General features: G+C 74.2%; 15 protein-coding genes. 9 read left to right on the top strand and 6 right to left on the bottom strand.

The genetic code is table 11. The features are described from left to right. Positions 1 to 13 precede the first annotated feature (13 nt). Positions 14 to 2284, bottom strand: coding sequence for an ATP-binding protein (locus ACN261_RS12175; protein ID WP_425850106.1), 2271 nt, complete (start codon positions 2282 to 2284; stop codon positions 14 to 16). A gap of 193 nt (positions 2285 to 2477) precedes the next feature. Continuing rightward, positions 2478 to 3056 carry a hypothetical protein gene (locus ACN261_RS12180; protein ID WP_425850107.1) on the bottom strand — a complete coding sequence of 193 codons (579 nt, stop codon included), beginning with the start codon at positions 3054 to 3056 and terminating at the stop codon, positions 2478 to 2480. 262 nt (positions 3057 to 3318) lie between these two features. On the opposite strand from ACN261_RS12180, the gene ACN261_RS12185 reads away from it, so the two are divergent. Then, entirely contained in the window at positions 3319 to 4560 is a 1242-nt protein-coding gene (locus ACN261_RS12185; protein ID WP_425850110.1) for a hypothetical protein, read from the top strand. Between the two features lie 112 nt (positions 4561 to 4672). Further along, on the top strand, positions 4673 to 6364 hold the full coding sequence (locus tag ACN261_RS12190; RefSeq protein WP_425850113.1) for a choice-of-anchor D domain-containing protein: 1692 nt from the start codon (positions 4673 to 4675) through the stop codon (positions 6362 to 6364). A 104-nt stretch (positions 6365 to 6468) separates the two neighbouring features. Here the strand turns inward: ACN261_RS12190 and ACN261_RS12195 are convergent, their stop codons facing one another. The 4 genes from ACN261_RS12195 to ACN261_RS12210 form a co-directional block, all read right to left on the bottom strand. After that, the gene (locus ACN261_RS12195) at positions 6469 to 6861 is read right to left on the bottom strand and encodes a PAAR domain-containing protein (RefSeq protein WP_421485314.1); all 393 of its coding nucleotides are present in this window, start codon (positions 6859 to 6861) and stop codon (positions 6469 to 6471) included. Between the two features lie 33 nt (positions 6862 to 6894). Further along, positions 6895 to 7662: a helix-turn-helix transcriptional regulator gene (locus ACN261_RS12200; protein WP_425850116.1), complete on the bottom strand. Its 768-nt coding sequence runs from the start codon at positions 7660 to 7662 to the stop codon at positions 6895 to 6897. Then, the gene (locus ACN261_RS12205; RefSeq protein ID WP_421485317.1) at positions 7659 to 9011 is read right to left on the bottom strand and encodes a hypothetical protein; all 1353 of its coding nucleotides are present in this window, start codon (positions 9009 to 9011) and stop codon (positions 7659 to 7661) included. Before ACN261_RS12205 ends, ACN261_RS12200 begins: the two co-directional genes overlap by 4 nt. Before the next feature lie 112 nt (positions 9012 to 9123). Further along, positions 9124 to 9741, bottom strand: coding sequence for a Pvc16 family protein (locus ACN261_RS12210; RefSeq protein WP_204928564.1), 618 nt, complete (start codon positions 9739 to 9741; stop codon positions 9124 to 9126). 179 nt (positions 9742 to 9920) lie between these two features. On the opposite strand from ACN261_RS12210, the gene ACN261_RS12215 reads away from it, so the two are divergent. The 7 genes from ACN261_RS12215 (at position 9921) to ACN261_RS12245 (ending at position 19285) form a co-directional block, all read left to right on the top strand. After that, a complete protein-coding gene (locus tag ACN261_RS12215) occupies positions 9921 to 11483 on the top strand; it encodes a phage tail sheath family protein (RefSeq protein WP_421485320.1) in 1563 nt (520 codons plus the stop codon). Between the two features lie 56 nt (positions 11484 to 11539). Beyond that, a complete protein-coding gene (locus tag ACN261_RS12220) occupies positions 11540 to 12022 on the top strand; it encodes a phage tail protein (RefSeq protein ID WP_088643766.1) in 483 nt (160 codons plus the stop codon). Then, entirely contained in the window at positions 12009 to 12410 is a 402-nt protein-coding gene (locus ACN261_RS12225) for a hypothetical protein (protein WP_425850120.1), read from the top strand. Before ACN261_RS12220 ends, ACN261_RS12225 begins: the two co-directional genes overlap by 14 nt. 746 nt (positions 12411 to 13156) lie before the next feature. Continuing rightward, complete coding sequence (locus tag ACN261_RS12230; RefSeq protein WP_425850123.1) at positions 13157 to 15586, top strand: eCIS core domain-containing protein; 2430 nt, start codon at positions 13157 to 13159, stop codon at positions 15584 to 15586. Between the two features lie 158 nt (positions 15587 to 15744). Next, complete coding sequence (locus tag ACN261_RS12235; RefSeq protein ID WP_088643770.1) at positions 15745 to 16230, top strand: phage tail protein; 486 nt, start codon at positions 15745 to 15747, stop codon at positions 16228 to 16230. After that, a complete protein-coding gene (locus tag ACN261_RS12240) occupies positions 16230 to 17360 on the top strand; it encodes a phage tail protein (RefSeq protein ID WP_421485324.1) in 1131 nt (376 codons plus the stop codon). The genes ACN261_RS12235 and ACN261_RS12240 overlap by 1 nt, the downstream gene beginning before the upstream one ends. Further along, the gene (locus ACN261_RS12245) at positions 17357 to 19285 is read left to right on the top strand and encodes a phage baseplate assembly protein V (RefSeq protein ID WP_425850126.1); all 1929 of its coding nucleotides are present in this window, start codon (positions 17357 to 17359) and stop codon (positions 19283 to 19285) included. Before ACN261_RS12240 ends, ACN261_RS12245 begins: the two co-directional genes overlap by 4 nt. Positions 19286 to 19293 lie beyond the last annotated feature (8 nt).

The following is a 19293-nucleotide window of genomic DNA, read 5'->3' on the forward strand; positions in this document are numbered from 1 at the left end:
ACGTCCGGGCAGCTCAGCGGTCGAGTGCCGCCAGTTCCGTCCGCGCCAGGGCGATCGCTGCGCGGATGGCCTTCCCCTCCTCCAGCAGCGTGACCGCCCGGGTCAGATGGTCCCGGGCCTCGTCGGTGGCACCGAGGGCGGCATGCGCCCGACCCAACGTCAGGTGCGCCTGCCCGATCGGGCTGAGCCCGCCGAACTCGACGGCCAGCGGCAGGGCGCGGGACGCCTCGTCCAGCGCCGCCTCCCAACGGCGCGCGTCGGCCAGGGTCCTGGCCATGTGGATCCGGGCCGACATCCGGGCCACCAGCGCTGGCGCCGGCCCGACCGGACGGCTGTCGATCTCCCGCAGCACCTCCCGGAACTCGTTGAGCGCCTCGTCGAACCTGCCGAGTTCGTTGAGCGCGCGTCCGAGCCCGATACCGATCTGGACGTACCTGTCGTGGCTGTCGACGGCGTCGGCCAGTTCCTGCGCGCGGCAGTAGGCCCACAGGGCGTCCACCGGGTTCCCGGCAAAGGACCACGCCTCGCCCGCGTACCAGAGCGCGTTGGACTGTTCCGCCAGGTCGCCGAGCTCCCCGGCGAGCCGGTAGGCGTCCATCGCCAGCGCCGCGCTCTCCTCGTGGCGCTTCTCGCAGGTGCTGGTCGCCCAGGCGGCGTAGTTGAGGTGGGTGATCTGCCGCCGACGGTCGGGCAGCCGGGCGGCGGCGGTCCGGGACAGGTCGTACACCTCGGACCAGTGCCCCCAGTCGATCGTCCGGTCCGAATACCAGACCATCGCCTCGGCCACGTCGACCACCCGCTGGTGCGCCCCCGCCGTAGCCGCCCTCCGCAGGGCCTCCAGCCAGTTGTCCCGCTCGACCTGCAACCAGACCTGCGCCTGCTCCGCGGTGTCGAGGGCGACAAGTCCGTGCCAGTCCTCCGGTGGCGCGCCGAACCCTGGTTCGAACCACCTGCCGGCGACGATCGCGGTCTCCAACAACCAGTCGACCATCCGACGGTGGGTCGCCGCCCGGCCCTCCGGCGGCTCCTCGGCTCGCAACCGCTCGCCGGCGAACAGCCGGATCAGGTCGTGGAAGCGGTATCGCACCTCCCCCGCGGACTGCAACAGGCCCAGCTCGACCAGCTCGTCCAGGTGGTCCTCGGCGGCGAAGACGTCGGCCCGGGTGGGTGCCGCCCCGGTTCCGATCAGCACCGCGGCCAGCGGGGCGGCGAAGTCCACTCCCGGTACGTGCGCCAACCGCCGGAACGTCGCCTTCGCGGACACCGACAGGTGGGCGTACGACAGCATGAACGCGGGCTCCACGCCCAGGTCGCCCGCCGCCAGGTTGGCCAGCCGCCGATCCGTGTCCGACAGCCGCTCCGCCAGATGCCCCATGGTCCACCCTGGCCGGCTGGCCAGCCGGGTCCCCGCGATCCGCAACGCCAGCGGCAGATTGCCGCACAACCGGGCAACCGACGCGACCTCCTCGTCGGCGGCCCTGTCCGAGGCGTCCCGCACGATCGCCCGTAGCAGGTCGGCTGCCTCCGCGGTCGCCAACGGCGTCAGCCCGATCCGCAGCACCCCCTCCAGACCGCCCAGAGCGCGGCGGCTGGTCACCAGCACCATGCCCGCCCCCGCGCCCGGTAACAGCGGACGCACCTGGGCCTCGTGCGCCGCGTTGTCGAGCACGAGCAGGCAGCACCGCGTCCGCAGGATCGCGCGCAACTGGCTGGCCCGCTCCACCTCGTCGTCGGCGATGTCGCGCGGGTCGACCGTCAGCGCCCGCAACAGCCGTCGCAACGCCTCGCCGACCGCCATCGGTGTCGCGTCGGTGCCCCGGAGGTCCACGAAGATCGTGCCGTCGGGGAACCTGTCCCCCAGTCGACCGGCTGCGCGGACCGCGAACGCGGTCTTGCCCAGCCCGGCCTGGCCGTGCACCACCACCACCGGTGTCGGGCGGTCGGACGCGGTTGCGGCGTGCCGGCGGAGCAACTCCAGCTCCGGCTCCCGACCGACGAAGTCGCTGACCTCGCGCGGCAGCTCACCGACCCGGGGACGTCCGGCCTTGCTCTCCGAGCGCCCCGAACGTGCCAGCTCGACCAGGGCGGCTCGGTCGGCGGCACCGAGGCTCAGCGCGTCGGCCAGCGCGGCCAGTGTCCGGGCCTGGGGTGCGCGGCTGCGCCCACGCTCCATGTCGCTGATGGCCCGCCCGCTCACCCCGGACGCCTCGGCCAGCTCCTCCATCGTCAGCCCGGCCGCCCGGCGCAGCTCCCGCAACCGTGGCCCGAATGACAAACTGGTCACCGTACCTCCCGGAGCCCGGAGTCAAGAGCGCGTCGACCTGCCGGTCGCGGGGTCACCACGTGCGCTACTGATCGCTTGCAGTCAATCTTCCCGGTTTCGTGACCGCTTCTCCAGCCCGACCGTTCCCCGGTCGTCGATGCCGGTGGGAAGGCCGAACCGTCCGCACGGCGAACGCCAGCGCAGGGCGGTCGCCCTATCCGGTTACGGCGGCAGCGTGGCGGTCGGCCCGCCGGACGACGTCCTGGAGCATGAGCAGCACCAGCGCCATCATGAGGAACACCGCGAGGTAGAAGCCCCAGGCGACGTTCACCTCCCTGCCGTAGAGCCGGTCACGCACGATGTCGCCGAGCCGGACCCCGCCCGTGACCTCGTCCGCCGCGACGAAGCCGTACCCGCCCGGCGCGTCCACCGACGGGATCGCCAGCCAGGAGACGGTTGCCACGAGCAGACCCGTCGTCGCGGTGAGCAGAAACAGCCAGCGCAGCCGCGTCCGCCACCTGGTGGTGGCGGTGCCGCAGGTGAGATGGCCGACCGCCGCGGTGACGCCGAGGAGCACGGCCAGCGACCAGGCCGATGAGCTGTGCCATGCCGTGGCCGTGTTGACGTGGTGGGTCTCCTGCCCGCTGCCGTACCGGCTGACCGTCCAGCTCAACCGGTACCAGGGGAGGAAGCTGTCGACGAGCAGCAGCAGGCCGAGCACGGCGACGGACCGTTCCCACCACGGTGCGCGGAGGAGCCGGCCGGGCAGGTGGTGCGGGACAGCGAATCGCATGGACGAATGTTGGCCTGTCACCACGTTCCCCGTCATCCGGGGTGGACACTCGGTCACGGGCTCCGGGCGGTGCTGCCCACGGCCGGGCGTACCGTCGTCGCGCTCGACCCCGACGACGACCGGCCACCGCGCCGGCCCCGGGTGGGCTTGCCCCCGGGGGCAGGGGGGACTGCCCCTAAGACGGCCGGTGCCCGCGTACCGCGGCGGCCGGGGTCGGGACAGGGTGGCCGGGTCGACTGTCGCCGATCCGAAAAGAGCGGTCATGACCTGGCAAGAGAACTACTGGGACGATGCCACGCAGAGCCCGGACTACTTCCAGCTTGTCGAGTTCGCCACCGTTCTCGACGGCGACTACGGCACCCGGATGTTCGGCAGGTGGATCGAGCAGATGCACCCGGACCGCCACGACCTGATCCGCAGCCTGGAGTACCTGCTGGTCACCTACCGGCACGGCGACGACGTGCGGGCGACGCTGGACACGTTCGAGCGCCAACTGCCCCGGCCGTGGGACGACTGGGCGATGGGCACCGCGCTGGCGGAGACTGCCCGACGGTTCCCGGACGTGCCTGTCGAACTCCGGGACGACGACGACTTCGCCACGCTGGCCGAGCTGCTGCGCGACGACGAGCAGCTGTTCGCGCTCTGGCGGGAGGAGGTGCAGCAGGCCGCGGTCATGGCGCTGTCCGTCCCCGAGGTGATGCCCGCCTTCGTGGCGTCCTGCCAGGCCCTCGCCGAGGAGGCGCTCCGGCACCAGGGCCGGGGCAAGGAGGAGGAGGAGAGCGACCGGGAGAGCGAGGAGGAGAGCTACGACTACTCCGGCTACGACCGGGCGTTCGGCCACATCGCGTCCGACGACGACCTGGTGGCACCCCCCGCCCCGGAGAAGTCGGTCCGGTTCGCGGAGCCGCTGGTGGAGGGGGAGGACGCGCCGGAGTGGCAGCACGGCGAGTTCAAGATCGGGGTGGCCTTCACGCTGAACCCGGAGGCCAACTCCAACCTGGCCGGCCACTACTCCTGGGCGCAGACCCAGGCCCTCGTCGGCCCGTGGGGGGTGGACGTGGACGAACTCGCCACCATGATCGGGAGGGCGATGAACCGGATGCCCCGCATGTACCGGGACGACCGGGTGACCATCCACGTCTTCCCGCAGTACGTCTTCATCACGGTGACGATCGACTCGGCCCTCAACGCGCACAACACCGGGATCATCGCGACCCTGACCGACGACGGGGCGTACGCGCACTACGTGCAGTTCAAGGACCTGGTGATGTTCTACACCGACGAGAGCGACATGGACACCCCGATCTACAACGTGCTCAAGACGTTCGGGGACCCGTGGGCCGGTGGCACGGCCGAGAGCTACGTGGTGCGCCACGGCCGGGGCCGCAAGGCGTACTTCACCGTCGACCCGGTGCGGACCAGCCACGAGCAGAGCGTGGCGGCGGTCGTCCGGCGTTGCTCCGGCGGGCTGGACGTGCGGGTGCTGTCGGCCCGCCCGCAGTAGGGTGACCGCCGGCGGGGGCGTCGGGGCGGTGCCCGAACGGGCAGGCGGGACTGCCCGCAGGACTTCCCACACGGTCGCGGTCGACCCGGACGGGCCGCGTTCACTGTCCACCATGGCAGCCTCAGCGTCCCGGTCCCTGCGCGCCGCGTCGGCGATCGCCGTGCTGGCACTCCTGGTGGCCGGTGCACCGCCGGCCGCGTACGCCGAGTTCCTCGCGGCACCGCGACCGGCCGGCGGCCCGGCGTTGCGGATCAGCGTGGGCGACGGCGTCGCCCCCCTGGTCGGCGAACCCGCCGGGACGACCCTCGGGCTGACCCCCGGTGGCTCGGCGGTGGTCACCCGCACGGTGACCACCGCGACCATCCCGCCCCGGCCCGACGTGGTGCTGCTCGCCGACACGACCGGCAGCATGCAGGCGGCGCTGAACGACGTCCGGGTCAACGCGAAGCGGATCGTCGACGACATCAGCGGCGTCCAACCCGACGCCCGGTTCGCGGTCGCCGAGTTCCGGGACGAGGGCGACGAGTTCGTCTTCCGGCTCGACCGGGACCTGACGGCCGTGCCGTCCGAGGTGCAGGACGCGGTGAACGTCTGGACCGCCGGCGGCGGGGGCGACGACCCGGAGGCCGGCCTGAACGCCCTGCATGCCGTCGCCGCCGGAGCGGTCAGCCTGCGCACCGAGAGCAGCCCGATCGTGGTGATCTTCGGGGACGCGCCGTCGCACGACCCGAGCGTCGGCCACGACCTCGCCGGTACCATCGGGGCGCTGACCACCCGGGGCGTACGGGTGGTGGCCGTGGACGTCGGCAACCCGGGCAGCTACTCCCTCGACCAGACCGGGCAGTACACCGAGATCACCAGGCAGACCGGGGGCGTGCTGCTCAACGCCGCCGGCCCGTCCGAGGTCTCCAACGCCATCCTGGCCGGCATCCGCGCCATCCAGAGCACCGTCGCCGCGCACGTCACCGACTGCGACCCGCAGCTCACGGCCTCCGTCACCCCGGCCGAGCAGACCGTCGACAGCGGCGGCACCGTCGACCTCACCGTCGCCGTCGCGGTCGACCCCGCAGCCCGCAACGGCGAGTACGCCTGCCGGCTCGACGTGTCAGTGGACGGCATCGTGCAGGGCGAGCCGGAACGGCTGACCGTGACCGTCAGCGGCGCGGCACCCGACGTACCGGTGCTGCACTCCGACGCCGCCACGGTCGACCTCGGGGAGGCCCCGCTCGGGGTGCCCTCGGCGGCCCGGACGGTGACCCTCACCAACATCGGCGACTACCCGCTGACCGTGGCCGCCGCCCTCGCCGAACAACCCCTCCCGGCGGTCTTCGCGGTCACCGGCTCCACCTGCGCCGGGGTGCTGGCCGTCGCCGGGTCCTGCACGATGGCGCTCACCGCCACCCCCCGGGCGATCGGTGCGGCCACGTCGACGCTCAGCCTGGCCAGCGCCACCGACACCGGCGGGGTCGCCGCCCAGTCGCTGGCGCTGAGCGTCTCGGGCCGCAGCCCGACGTTGCAGTTCAACCCGGGCGTCGGCCGTCCCGGCCAGGTGGTCACCGCGCTCGGCCAGGGCTTCCCGGCGGGTGCCGAGGTGCTGGTCGGCTGGGTCGACGGCACCGGCACGGTGACGGCGGTCGCCGACGCGTCCGGCCGGTTCGCGGTGCCGATGGTGGTCTTCGAGGAGGGGCTCGCCGGCCCCCGGGCCGCGCTCGCCTCGGTGCCGTCGGTGGGCCAGGTGACCAGCGGCAGTTTCCTGGTGCAGTCGGCGACCGGCCAGCCGGGGCCCTTCACCCGCCGCCGCTGACCGGCCCACCCGCCCGGGCGCACCGGAGCACCGATCCGGGCCACGGCCGGGGCGCACCGGACCGCGACCACCCCCGCCGGGGTCGCCCGGGGCACGCGGCCCGGTCAGCCGACCAGCACCTGACCGGTGGCGACGATGCTGCCGGCCGGCAGCGGAGCCGGGTCGTTGCAGGTGTTGACCTTGTCGCCGTGCCGGGCCGCCGGCTTGCCGTTGATCAGCACCAGTGGGCTGCCGGCGACGATCGTGCCCTGGTTGTTCGGCGGCGTCTGGAACGGCCCACCGGTCGGCACGTGCGGCGGGGCGTTCACCGCGACGCTGCCGACGACGGCGGCCGGCTTGCCCTCGATCAGCACGTCGGTGCTGCACCCGTTGGCGATCGTCCCGGCGAAGGGCATCGGGGTGGGTGTCGGCACCGGCCCGGTCGGTGAGGGAACCATGATGATGTGCGTGTCGGTGCCGACCACCTTGTCACCGAGCTTCGCCGCGGGTACGCCCACGATGACAACCTCCCCCTGAGCGACGGGACGGGATCAGATCAGCCCCTCGCGGATGGCGTGCGCGACCGCCTGGGTGCGGTTACGGACACCGAGCTGGGTGGTGATCTCGTGCACGATGTTCTTGATGCTGCGTTCCGAGTAGGACAGCTCCCGGGCGATCGTCGCGATGTCCGCCCCGGCGGCGATCATCCGGAGCACGGCGAGCTGGCGGGGGGACAGCGGCAGGATGGTCAACCCCCGGGGCGCCAACACCTGCCGTTGTGCCCGGCCGACCCGGGTCAGCAGCGAGCTGAGCAGGTCGGTGGGGAGCCTCGCCTCGCCCCGGGCGGCGGCCCGGACCACGTCGCGCAGCAGGGTGGCGGTGCTCTCCGAACGGCGTACCAGGCTCAGGCCGCCCGCCTCGATCGCCTGCAGGCCGGCGGTGTCGTCGAGCTGCCCCACCACCAGCACCGGTCGGGGGGACGGCCGCCCGGTCAACGCGTCGAGCTGGGCCAGCAGCCACCCGTCCACCGTGTCGGCGACGATCACCAGGATGTCCGGTTCGTCGTCGGGGCCGGCCACCACGACCGGCCGCGCCCCTGCGGGTTCGTCCGGTCCGACGGTGCCGAGCTGGGCCGTCACCCCGGCCTGGGAGATCGGGTCGCGGGAGCGGACCGCCGCGCGGACCGGTCCGGGGTGGACGGTGTCGGCCGGACGGGGGGTGTCAGCCGGGTCGGCGGTGTCGGTCGGGCCGGCGGTGTCGGTCGGGCCGGCGGGGCGCGGGCCGGGGGCCCGCCGGGCGGCGGCGTGCTGGTCGCTCATCGGCTGGGGGAGGGGCTCGGGGCGGGGGCGACCGGCACGAGCTGACCGGCGAAGTACGCGGCCGGGGTGCACGCCGTGGTGCCCGGGTTCGCGCACTTCACCGCGACCGTCACCGGCTGGCCGGCGGAGAACCGCAGCGGCTGGACGAAGTGGTAGTCCAGGTCCCGGAAGTTGTTCAGGCCGGTCTCCAGCAGCACCGTGTCGCCCCGCCGTACCTGGAGCAGGCCGGCGTCGCCGTGCGGGTTCTGCAGCACGATGTCGGTCACCCAGAGCACCTTCTTCTCGGCCGGCCGGTAGGTGGAGAGGGTGAACTCGTTGGCGGTGGTCGGCGACGCGCTGGTGGCCACCCGGAAGTCGGCGGCGGTCTCCGGGTCGGCGTTGTCGAGCGTCCCGCCCTGGGCACCCGGCCCGGTGCCGTTGCCCTTCCCGGTTTCGGTGGTCGGGCTCGGGGCCGCGCTCGGTTTCGGGCTGGCGCCGGCCGCGACGATGGCCACCTTCTCGGCCTTCTCGGCGGTCTCCGCCGCCTCGCTGGCCTGGGTCTTCACCTCGGCGACCTCCTGGGACAACTCCTTGGTCTCCACCTGGGCGGCCTCCTTCGCGGTGGACTGCACGGTGGGTTTGAGCACCGCGAACCAGAGCCCCACCAGGGCCACCGCCACCGCGGCGGCCACCAGCACCACCCGGGGCGACCAGGCCGGCAGGACGGACCGTTGCACCAGCAGGCCGTCGCTGGTGATCGGCTCGGCGTCGGGACGGGTCACCGCCACCTGGAACGGCAGGTTGCGGTCCGGGCCGAGCAGGAACCGCTTGCGGGGGCGTACCCGCAGCTTCACGAACGTGGCCGTGCCCGGCCGCAGCACCGGCGCGGCCGGCAGCACCCGGAACGTCAGCAGGCGGTCCGGGTCGGCGGGCAGCACCTCGACCGTGGTCTCGACGTTGCCGGTGTTGTCGATCACCAACTGGTGCCGGGCGGCGCGCCGCGCCTGGGAGGTCCGGGGCACCAGCTCCGTCGCCAGCTCCACGAAGGGCTGCACGGTGACGGTGCCCTCCTCCACCACCGAACCCTCGGGGTTCTCCCGCCCCCGCACCCGTACCCCGAAGTCGACGCCGCCGGCCGGCACGGTCGCCGCACGCGGCGGCGTGAACGTCACCCGCGCCTCCTGCTCGGTGCCGGGCAGCAGGTTCATCGTCGCCGGCTCGACCTCGGCCCACGGTGCGGCGTCGCCGACCACGTCCAGGGTGAACTGGTCGACGACGGCAGCGGTGTTACGCACCCGGACGGTGCAGCCGACCGTGCCGCCCGCGGCGACGGTGAGGTCGGTCTCGACAAGTCCCACAGCGACACTCATGCCGGCAGTCTCGCCGCGCGGGCGGGACCGGCAGAACCACGAACGAGGAACACCAAGGGGCAGCCGTGGCTACCTGAACGGGCAGCGGAACGCCTGATCGGGCAGCGGGCCGTCAGCGCGGCTCGCTGATCCCGCCCCTCGGCCGGCGGCCCGCCACCCCGCCGGGGCCGGCGGGTCGACCGCCGCCGCTGTTGACGCTGACCTCACGCGGCGGCGGGGCCAGGTCGGTCTGCGTCTCGGGCACGAACGGCACGAGCAGTTGCAGGTGCAACCCGGTCCGGGCGGTCCCGCCGTAGCCCACCCAGGCGGAACCGGCGTCCCCCTCCCGCCGGGGCGCGCTGCGCACCACCACCGGCTGGTTGGCGCGGGCCACCGCCCCGGTCAGGAACCCCGAGGGCAGGGCGGTGCAGCTCGCGCAGCCCACCAGCAGGTCACCCAGCAGCCGGTGCTCCCGCTCGGTGTCGGCCGCCCAGGCGGTCAACAGGTAGCTGAACCGGTACCGGCGGCCCGGCGGTCGACGCCCGACGAGCTGGCCGTCGGCGTCGCGCAGCTCGTCCCAGGTCGCCGAGACGCCCGCCGAGTCCTCCTCGACGTCCAGCAGGAACGCCGAGACCAGGTCACCGTCGGCACGCTGCGCGCACCGGTCCGGCGGGTCGAAGACGACAGGCACGTCCGCCGGCAGGTAGTGGCCCAACCAGGCCCGGACCGACAGGTCGACATCCCAGATCATCCGTCCACCCTGCCGGCTGCCCGAACGGGAGCGCGGGCGGCGGCCGGGCAGGCCGTCGGGGCGGATCGGTTGCCCTTGGGGGCAGTGGTGCCTACCCCGGCGGCGTCCCGGCGGGCAACCCTGACGGCCGGTCGGCCTTGGCAGGCTCGGCCCCATCACACCGTCGTACAGGAGGTTCGATGCCGACGTATCTGTCGCCGGGCGTCTACGTGGAGGAGGTTTCCTCCGGGTCGAGGCCGATCGAGGCGGTCGGGACGGCCGTCGCCGCGTTCGTCGGCTTCGCCGAGAAGGGGCCGGTCGACGAGCCCACGCTGATCACGAACTGGACGCAGTACACCCGCACCTTCGGTGGTTTCGTGGCGGGCAGCTTCCTGCCGCTGTCGGTCTACGGCTACTTCCTCAACGGGGGCGGCTCCGCGTACGTGGTCCGGGTGGGTGGTGCCGGCGCGGACTCCGCCGCCGACGAAGCCGCCGGTGAGTCGTACGCCGCCGCTGCCGTACCGGCGGCCGGCGACAACGGCCGGCTCTCCTTCACCGTCCGGGCGGCGCTGCCCGGCCCGGCCGGCCAGGACCTCTCGGTCGAGGTCGCCGACGCCTCCGAGGGCGGCGACGACGCGTTCAAGCTCGTCGTCAAGCAGGCCGGCAAACCGGTCGAGACGCTTGACAACCTGACCACCAAGCGCGGCGCGGGCAACGTGGTCACCGCCGTCCGCCAGCAGTCCAAGCTGATCCAGATCGAGGAGGCGAAGGGCGCGACCCTCGCCCCGCCCCGACGCGGCGCCGAGATCACCCTCGCCGCGCCCGCGCTGCCGGCCACCACGACCGGCACCGGCGACCTGCGGGTACGCGCCGAGGACTACGTCGGCGACGTCAGTGACCGGACCGGCTTCGCCGGGCTGGAGGCGATCGAGGACATCACCATGCTCTGCGTCCCCGACCTGGCCGCCGCCCACCAGCAGGGGGCCATCGACGACGAGGCGTTCAAGGCCGTCCAGCTGGCGATGATCGCGCACTGCGAGCTGATGGGTGACCGGGTGGCCATCCTCGACCCGCCGCCCGGCCTGCACCCGCAGCGCCTCAGGGAGTGGCGGATGGACGTCGCCGGCTACGACTCCAAGTACGCCACCCTCTACTGGCCCTGGGTCAAGGTGATGGACCCGGCGCAGGGCCGGGCGGTGTTCATGCCGCCCAGCGGGCACGTCGCCGGGGTGTGGGCCCGCAACGACGACACCCGGGGCGTCCACAAGGCACCCGCCAACGAGATCATCCGGGGTGCGCTCGCCCTGGAGAGCGGGCTGACCAAGGGCGAACACGACCAGCTCAACCCGATCGGGGTCAACTGCATCAGGGCCTTCCCCGGGCAGGGCATCCGGATCTGGGGCGCGCGGACCCTGTCCAGCGACGCCGAGTGGCGCTACCTCAACGTCCGGCGGCTGTTCAACTGGATCGAGAAGTCGATCCTGCTCGGCACCAACTGGGTGGTCTTCGAGCCCAACGACCCGCGCCTCTGGGACGCGGTGCGCCGGGTCATCACGATGTTCCTGCGCCGGGTCTGGCGCAGCGGCGCGCTGATGGGCGACACCTGGTCCGAGGCGTTCTTCGTCAAGTGCGACGCCGAGAACAACCCGCCGGAGAACCTCGACGCCGGCATCCTCACCGTCGACATCGGCATCGCCCCGGTCAAGCCGGCCGAGTTCGTGGTGTTCCGACTCTCCCAGCTCTCCCAGGGCTCCGGCGACTGACCGGCCCCGGCGGCGAGCAACCGACCTGAGCGACGACGAGACCAGGAGAAACGAGCATGGCCGGTCAGGGTACCCAGGACCCGAAGCAGAACACCCAGATCATCAGTGCCGCCGTCTTCCGGCTGGAGGTGCCGGGCATGTCGGCGATCAACTTCGCCGAGCTGGTCGGGATCAGCAGCGAGGTGGAGAACGCGGAGTACATGGCCGCCGGCACGACCGGGCCGATCTTCTCCCGGCACTTCGGTCGGACCAAGCCGCCGACGGTCACCCTCAAGCGGGGCCTCGACCTCAACGGCGACCTGTGGCTCTGGCACCAGAAGGTGCGCAACATGATGTACGACGCCTACCGGGACTGCGCCCTGAAGCTCTACGGCCCCGGTGACGACCTCAACGGCGACGCCCGGCTGACGTACATGATGACCAACGCCTGGCCGTCGCGGGTGGAGGTCAGCGGGGTCAAGGCCGGGGCCACCGACATCGTCTACCAGACGGTCACGCTGATGTGCGACGACCTGTTCGACTTCAATGCGCGGATCTAGCCTCGCCGAGCCCGCCACCGCACCGGCGGCGGGCCTGCGGACCGAGTACCCGTTCGTGCTGCCGCGCGGGCTGGTCGACGACCGGGGCGGGGTGCACCGCGAGGGCACCATGCGGCTGGCCACCGCCCGCGACGAGATCACCCCCCAGGGCGATCCCCGGGTACGCCAGAATCCGGCGTTCCTCAGCGTCCTGCTGCTCGCCCGGACGGTCACCCGCATCGGCGGGGTGCGGGCCGTCGACGTCGACGTGATCGAGCACCTCTTCGCCTCCGACCTGGCCTTCCTCCAGGACCTCTACCGGCGGATCAACCAGCAGGGGCACACCGGGGCCGAGGTGGCCTGCCCCCGCTGCGGGGGGCGCTTCGCGGTGGACCTGGCCGGCGGCTGACCGGACGGAGCCCGACCCAGCCCCGGCGGCCCGACGCCGCACACCCGTACCGGAATCTGAAGGAGGTGGGCATGGCCTGGTCGTTACGGCCCGGACAGCCGTTCTGGCCGCGTCGCCGCCGGACGGTCGGGGCACCCGCTCCGGTCGCGTCGTCTGGTCCGGTCGCGTCGCCGGTGCCCACCGGCCGGCACCCGGTCCTGCCGAGTCTGCCCCTGCTGACCGTGGCACCCGCCTCGGCGATGGTGACCATCCCGCAGCCGGGGACGGCCACGGACGACCCGTCGTGGCCGCCGACGGCCGCTCACCCGGCCCGCCCGTTCCCCGGCCCGACCCCGGTGCCCTCTGCGCCGTCCGTCGGACCGGCGGCGGTCACCGACCCGACCCCGATCCGGTACGACACCGCTGCGAACCACCGCCCGCCGACCGATCCGCCCGGGTGGACGTCACCCGCTCCGGTGTGGCCGGCAGCGGCCGGTCCGGGTGCCGGGTGGCCGGTCGGCCCGGTGGCGTACGAGGCACCGCTGACCGGGGACGACGCGTCGCGGGTTCCCTGGTCGGGCGGCCACCTGCCGGGAGTCCCGCAACCGGTTGCCGGCCCGGCGACCGGGATGCCGTCGCCACCCGATCCGACCCGGTGGGGCGGTTCGCCGCCGGAGCCGGGGTGGAACGTGGCAGGTGGTGAGGCCGTAGACCAGCGTTCGACAGTGCCGCGTGGCCCGAGCGGGGCGGCGAACAGGGAGGGTGCCTTGCCGGCACCGGGTTCGACGGGTGGGCCGGAGAATCCGCTGCGACCACCGTCCGCCGGGCGATCCGACGGGGCCGGGGAGGATGCCACAGCCGCCCGGACGGCAGCCCAGTTCGCCGCTGCCGGTCTGCCCACCGCGCAGGTCTGGCCGCCGCCGGGATTCGAGGTCGCCTACCTGGCGGCGGAGGCCACCCGGGCCGCCGAGGAGTCCCGGGCGTCGGCCGGCGGCGGGCGTGCCCGGCCGGCCCAGCCGGCCACCGGCCGGGGCACGGCCACCGAAGCCCCCGGTCACGACGGTCGGAGCGATCCGGAGGGGACCCCGCCGTCGGCCGGTGAGGTGCGCCCGGTCGAGGTCGCCTTCGCCGGACGGCGGGGCCGCACCGCCCGACCGGCGACCGCCCGACCGGCACCGGAGCCGGCCGCGCCGGTGGAACACGGGTCGGTCGATTCGGGTGGCACGACCGCCCCGCCCACCGCTGCCCCGGGGCGGCTCGCCGGACACGCCTCCCAGGAAGCCGGGTCCACCACCCGGGACCAGCCCGAACCGGCCAGCCGGATCGGTCCGGACGAGGCCACCGGCGGCGACCGGGACGCCCCCGTCGACCGTCGGCGGGACGGCTCGCCGGGCGGCGGGCAGGACCGGCCGCCGGGCGGCGGGCAGGACCGCCCGGAGCACCCGGCGCGTTCGACCGTGCCGGGGGGCCACCGGGGCGGGACCTTCGACGTGGCCGGATCGGAAGCCGCACCGCCGGCGCACCCGGCCGGAGGGACTCCGGACGGCGTGACCGCAGGTGCCACGGCACCGATCCGGCGCGCGGACCCGGCCGACTGGCCGGGGTCCGGGAACCGGTCGGTCGCTGACCCCGCCGGGCGGTCGGCGTCCGGACGCCGGCCACTCCCGGACCCTGACCAGTGGCCGGCGTCCGGGAGCCGGCCGGTCACGGACCCTGCCGAGCGGCCGGCGTCGGAGGGCCCGCCGGAACCGGGGCACGACATCGCGACCGAGCGGCCGGGTCCGGCGGCGGCGCACGACACCGGGGACGATCGGACCGTCCCGCCGGCGGGGCACGACACCTACCGCCCCGCGCCGGTGTCCCCGCCGTCGTCCTTCTTCCTCACCCGGCGTCCGGAGCAGTCCACGCCGGCCGGGACTCCGTCGGGAGTGGACCGGGAGCACGGCCGGGCCGGGCAGGAGCCGTCGGCCGGCCGGGGACCGGCGGAAACGGTGCCGCCCGGCGTTACGCACCCACCCGTACCGTCGGCGGGGTCGGCCGGGCGGGTCGACCGGCTGACGGCCGTGCCACCCGGCGACGTGCAGGTCCCGGCGTACCCCGTGGGGGTCGTCACGGCCGCGCCGGTGGTGGCGGACGGACGGCCGGGTCCGACGCCGACCACGGTGGACCGGACCGGGTCGCTGACGCACCGCGCGGCACCGCCGCCCGCTGCGGTGGGCGACCCCGAGCTGCCGGAACAGGTGCCGGCCGCCCTGGTGGACGGCTTCCGGCAGCGGTACGGCGTGGACGTCGCCGCCGTGCCGGTGTGGCGGGGCGCGGCGGCCACGGAGGCGGTGCAGCAGGCCGGAGCACGGGCGGCGACCCGGGGCGGCGAGGTGCTGCTGCCGGCGTCGGTCGGGCCGCTGGACGCGCCGCCCGCCCGCGCGCTGCTCGCCCACGAGCTGGCCCACGTGGTGCAGCAGCGGGCGTTCGGGGCGACACCGCCGGCCGAGTCGAGCGGCACCGGCCGGGACCTGGAGGCGCGGGCGCTCGCCGCCGAGCACGCCTTCGGCGACGGCGGCGGGCCGGGTGTCGGAGGCCCGCTGCCACCTGTCGCGCCGCCGGCCGACGGAGGTGTCGCGCCGACACCTGCGGGTGCCGCCGGCATCTGGGGGACCACCCCCGGCGGCGGGCTGACCTGGCAGGCGAAGCCCGGTGCGGGAGGCGTACCCCCGGCCGCGCCGACCGGCCCGCCGGCCGCCGCGCACCCGCTCCAGCGGGCGGCGATGGACACCCCGGCGGCCACCCTCGACGACCTGCGGGCGCTGGTGCGGGGCGAACTCGACCAGCAGCAGGACGCCGACCAGCCGGCGGCGGCCGGGCCGCCGCCGGACGCGCTGCGGGCCGAGGTGGCCGCCGCGACGGCGGCACCCGCGATCGACCGCAGCGCGGGCCGGATCGCCGAGGTACGCGACGCGGTCGACCGGCTCCGGGCCGAGCTGCGCACGGTGGCCGACGGGGGACGGGCCACGGCGGCCCGGCTCGACCGGGAGGCCGGCCGGGTGCCGGACCGGTCGTCGGGCCGGCCGGTCGACCTGGAGAACCCCGACGACCTGGAGGAACTGGCCGGCCGCCTGTACGGGCGGTTACGCGGACGGCTGCGGCAGGAGCTGCTGGTCGACCGGGAGCGCAGCGGGCGGCTGACCCAGTTCCGCTGAGCACGCCGGGCGGCACGACGCACGGCAGGTGGCACGAGGCACGGCAGGTGGCAGGACGCACGGCAGGTGGCACGAGGCACGGCAGGTGGCAGGACGCACGGCAGGTGGCACGACCGCACGGACGCGGGCCAGGACGAGACGACGAGGAGGGCGAAACGATGGCAGGCGGTCTTTCCACCGCGGCCCGCTTGATGGGCGGCTTCTTCGAGGTCACCGGCGTCAACCACAGGTACCTCGTGGTCATCGACGACGAGCGGTACAACCTCGGCTCCTGGTCCCGGGTCTCCGGGTTGGGGGTGACCTGGCAGGTCTGCGAGTACCGGGCCGGGGACAGCAACGACGTCTTCACGTACGTGGGCGAGCCGACCTACAGCCGGATCCGGCTCAGCCGGGCGGTCTGCTTCGACTCGCAGGTCGTCCAGGAGTGGCTCTGCCAGCAGGCCAACCGGTACCGCCCGCTCAGCGGCACGATCCAGCTCGTCGACAGCGTCGGCCTGAAGATCGTCGGCTGGGACCTGAAGCACTTCTTCCCGGTCGGCTGGTCGGTGTCGGAACTCGACCCGAGCCACAGCGGGGTGGCGGTCGAGACGCTGGAACTGGCGCACACCGGCTTCCTGCACGACGACGTGAAGTTCTCGCTCTGATGGCCGCCGTCTCCGCAGGCCAGCTCGGCGGGATGCTGGGCGACCCGAGCCAGACCGCGCAGGGGCTCGCCGCAGGCGGCCTGCTCCAGATGTTCCGCGACGGGCCGGGGGTCAAGCGGACCCTCAAGCTCGGCCTGGCGATGCGCTTCCAGGTGACCATCGGTGACGTCCCGATCGGGCTGTGGCGTTCCTGCCGGGGCCTGCGGGCGGACTTCCGGCCCGAGGTGGTCCGGGTGACCGGCGACTACGTCGGCCAGTACCACCTGCCCGGCGAGGTCAGCTACGCCCCGATCGTGCTGGAACGGGCGGTGCACCGGGAGAGTTCCGCGCAACTGCAACAGTGGCTGGTCGGGGTGCTGCGTTCGTGGCAGGACGGCACCGGCGACGACACCCGGACGACCGCCCGGATCACCCTGCTCGACGCCGACGGCGAACCGGCCACCAGTTGGCTGCTCTACGGCGTACGGCCGTCGTCGTGGACGGGCCCGGACCTCTCCTCGGACAGCAACCAGGTCGCGGTGGAACGGCTGGAGCTGGTGCACGAGGGGTTCTTCCCCGACCTGCAGGCCAAGGCGGAGACGGCCACCCTGTCGTCGCCGTCGCTGGGCCGGGTCACGTTCTCCTACAACCCGGCGAAGATGGGCATCACCCGTTCCTCCCGGGCCTCCCAGCTCGTCGGCCGGGGCCGGGGGGTGGAACTCACCTCCGACACCGCGCTGCGGGTGATGGCCGGCGAGGTGCTGCTGGTCGGTGCCGGGGTGGCCCAGGACGTGCAGAAGCTGATCGCCTTCTCCGGCCCGCCGAGCGTCGACGAACAGAGTCGCACCGCGTCCAGCATCGAACTGCCCCGGCTGACGTTCACCTGGGGAAAGCTGTCGATGGCGGTCAACCTGAGCACGCTGAACGTCAACCTGACCCGGTTCGACGGTGACGGGCAGCCGGTGCGGGCCCAGGCCACCCTGGACCTGATCGTCATCGAGGGGGAGATCTTCCCCAAGCGGGGTGGCCCGGTGCCCACCCGGTCGGTGCGGACCGACCCGGCGCAGTGGCGGCAGCGGGCGCTGGCCAGCGGGCTCGACGACCCGATGCGGGCGCAGGCCAGGGGCGCGTCCGTCGGGGCGCGGCGATGACCGCGATCGACCGGCACGGCCTGCTCTGGGGTACGGCGACCCTGCGCCCCCGGGTCACCGTCGGCACCGCCGGCCGGGCGCTGCCGACGGCCGCCGCCGACCAGCTGGTACGGGTGGTGGTGGACACCCAGGCCGCCCTGCCGGACATGTTCGAGCTGACCTTCGCCGACCTGGACGGCAGCGTGCTGCGCACGGCCGGACTGGAGCTGGGCACCGCCGTGCAGGTCTTCGGCCCGACCGGGGACGGCTCGGCCGAGCACCGGCTGATCAGCGGCGAGGTGACCGCCGTGGAGGGGCACTTCGTGGACCTCAGCGCCCACGTGGTGGTGCGCGGCTACACCCACGACCACCGGCTGCACCGGGTACGGCGGACGCGTACCTTCCTCAACCAGTCCGATGCCGACGTCGCCCGGCAGGTGGCGACCGCCGCGAAGCTGTCGGTCGGCACGATCGACGCCACCAGCGGCCGGCTGGCCCACCTCTCCCAGGTCGCCCAGACCGACTGGGAGTTCCTCAGCGCCCGCGCCCGGGAGATCGGCTACGAGATCGGCGCCGACGGGGACCGGTTCCACTTCCGCCGGGCGGCCACCGCCCGTCGGGCCGGCAGCCCGGTGCCGCTGACCTTCCGGGGCAACCTGCGCCGCTTCCTGCCCCGGGTCAGCGCCGGCAACCTCGCCCCCGAGGTCGAGGTGCGCGCCTGGGACCCGGTCGCCGCGACGACGGTGGCGAGCCGCACCGCGACCACCGCCGACGGGGTGAGCCTGGCCGGCCGGACGCCGACCGCCGCCGCCGACACGTTCGTCCCCCGGGGCGCGACGGCACCGCCCCGGGCCGGCAACAGCGCGGTCGGTGACGTCGGGCCGGCCCCCGGACCCCGCGCGCACGTCCTGGTCGGCCGGGGGCTGCCCGTGCCCGGCCGGGCCGACGGCGCGGTCACCCAGGTCGCGAAGGGGCTCGCCGCCAGCATCGGTGGCGGGTTCGCCGAGGCGGAGGGGGAGGCGCTGGGCGACGCCCGGCTGGTCGCCGGCACGGCGGTCAAGGTCGACGGGGTGCCCGCACCGTTCGCCGGCACCTGGACGCTCAGCGCCGCCCGGCACGTCTTCGACGAGGCCGGGGAGGGCTACCGCACCGAGTTCACCGTCGGCGGGACGCAGGACCGCTCGCTGCTCGGGTTGGCGAACGTCGGCGGCGGCGGTGACCCGGGCGGCCCGGCCCGGATCGACGGGGTGGTCTGCGGAGTGGTCAGCAACGTCAAGGACCCGCAGAACCTGGGCCGGGTCACCCTGGCGCTGCCCTGGCTGTCGCCGGACCACGAGACCGACTGGGCGCCGGTGGGGCAGCTCTTCGCCGGCCCGACCGGTGGCGCGTTCTTCGTGCCGGAGCCGGGCGACCAGGTGCTCGTCGCGTTCGAGTTCGGCGACGTACGCCGCCCGTACGTGCTCGGCAGCCTGCCCAGCCGGCACACCGGCTACGGCCTGGACGGCGGGCAGACGTCGTCGACGAAGCCGGGGGCGAGCGGGGTGAAGTCGGTGGGGCAGACCAGTTCGGTCATCCGGCGCGGCCTGCTGTCGCCGTCGGGCAGCCGGCTGGTCTTCCACGACGAGGTGCCACCCGGCGGCAAGGGGCAGCCGACCGCCGCCGACGTGGTGCTCGGCACCAGGGGCGACAAGCTGTCGCTGGCGATGGACCAGGTGGCCGGCACGGTGACCCTGCGCTGTGCGCCCGACAAACCCGGCAAGTTGCTGATCGAGTGCACCGGACAGACCGCCGTCGAGATCAAGGCCGGTCCGGGCGGCAGCCTCACCCTCGACGGCGGCACCAGCCTGAAGCTCAAGGGCAAGACGGTCGACATCAGCGGTACGCAGGTCAACATCAGCGGCACCGCGTCGACCGCCATCAAGGGCAAACCCATCCAGCTCAACTGAGGAGTGCC

Source organism: Micromonospora sp. WMMD723, from assembly GCF_049863385.1.
Lineage (GTDB): Bacteria > Actinomycetota > Actinomycetes > Mycobacteriales > Micromonosporaceae > Micromonospora > Micromonospora wenchangensis.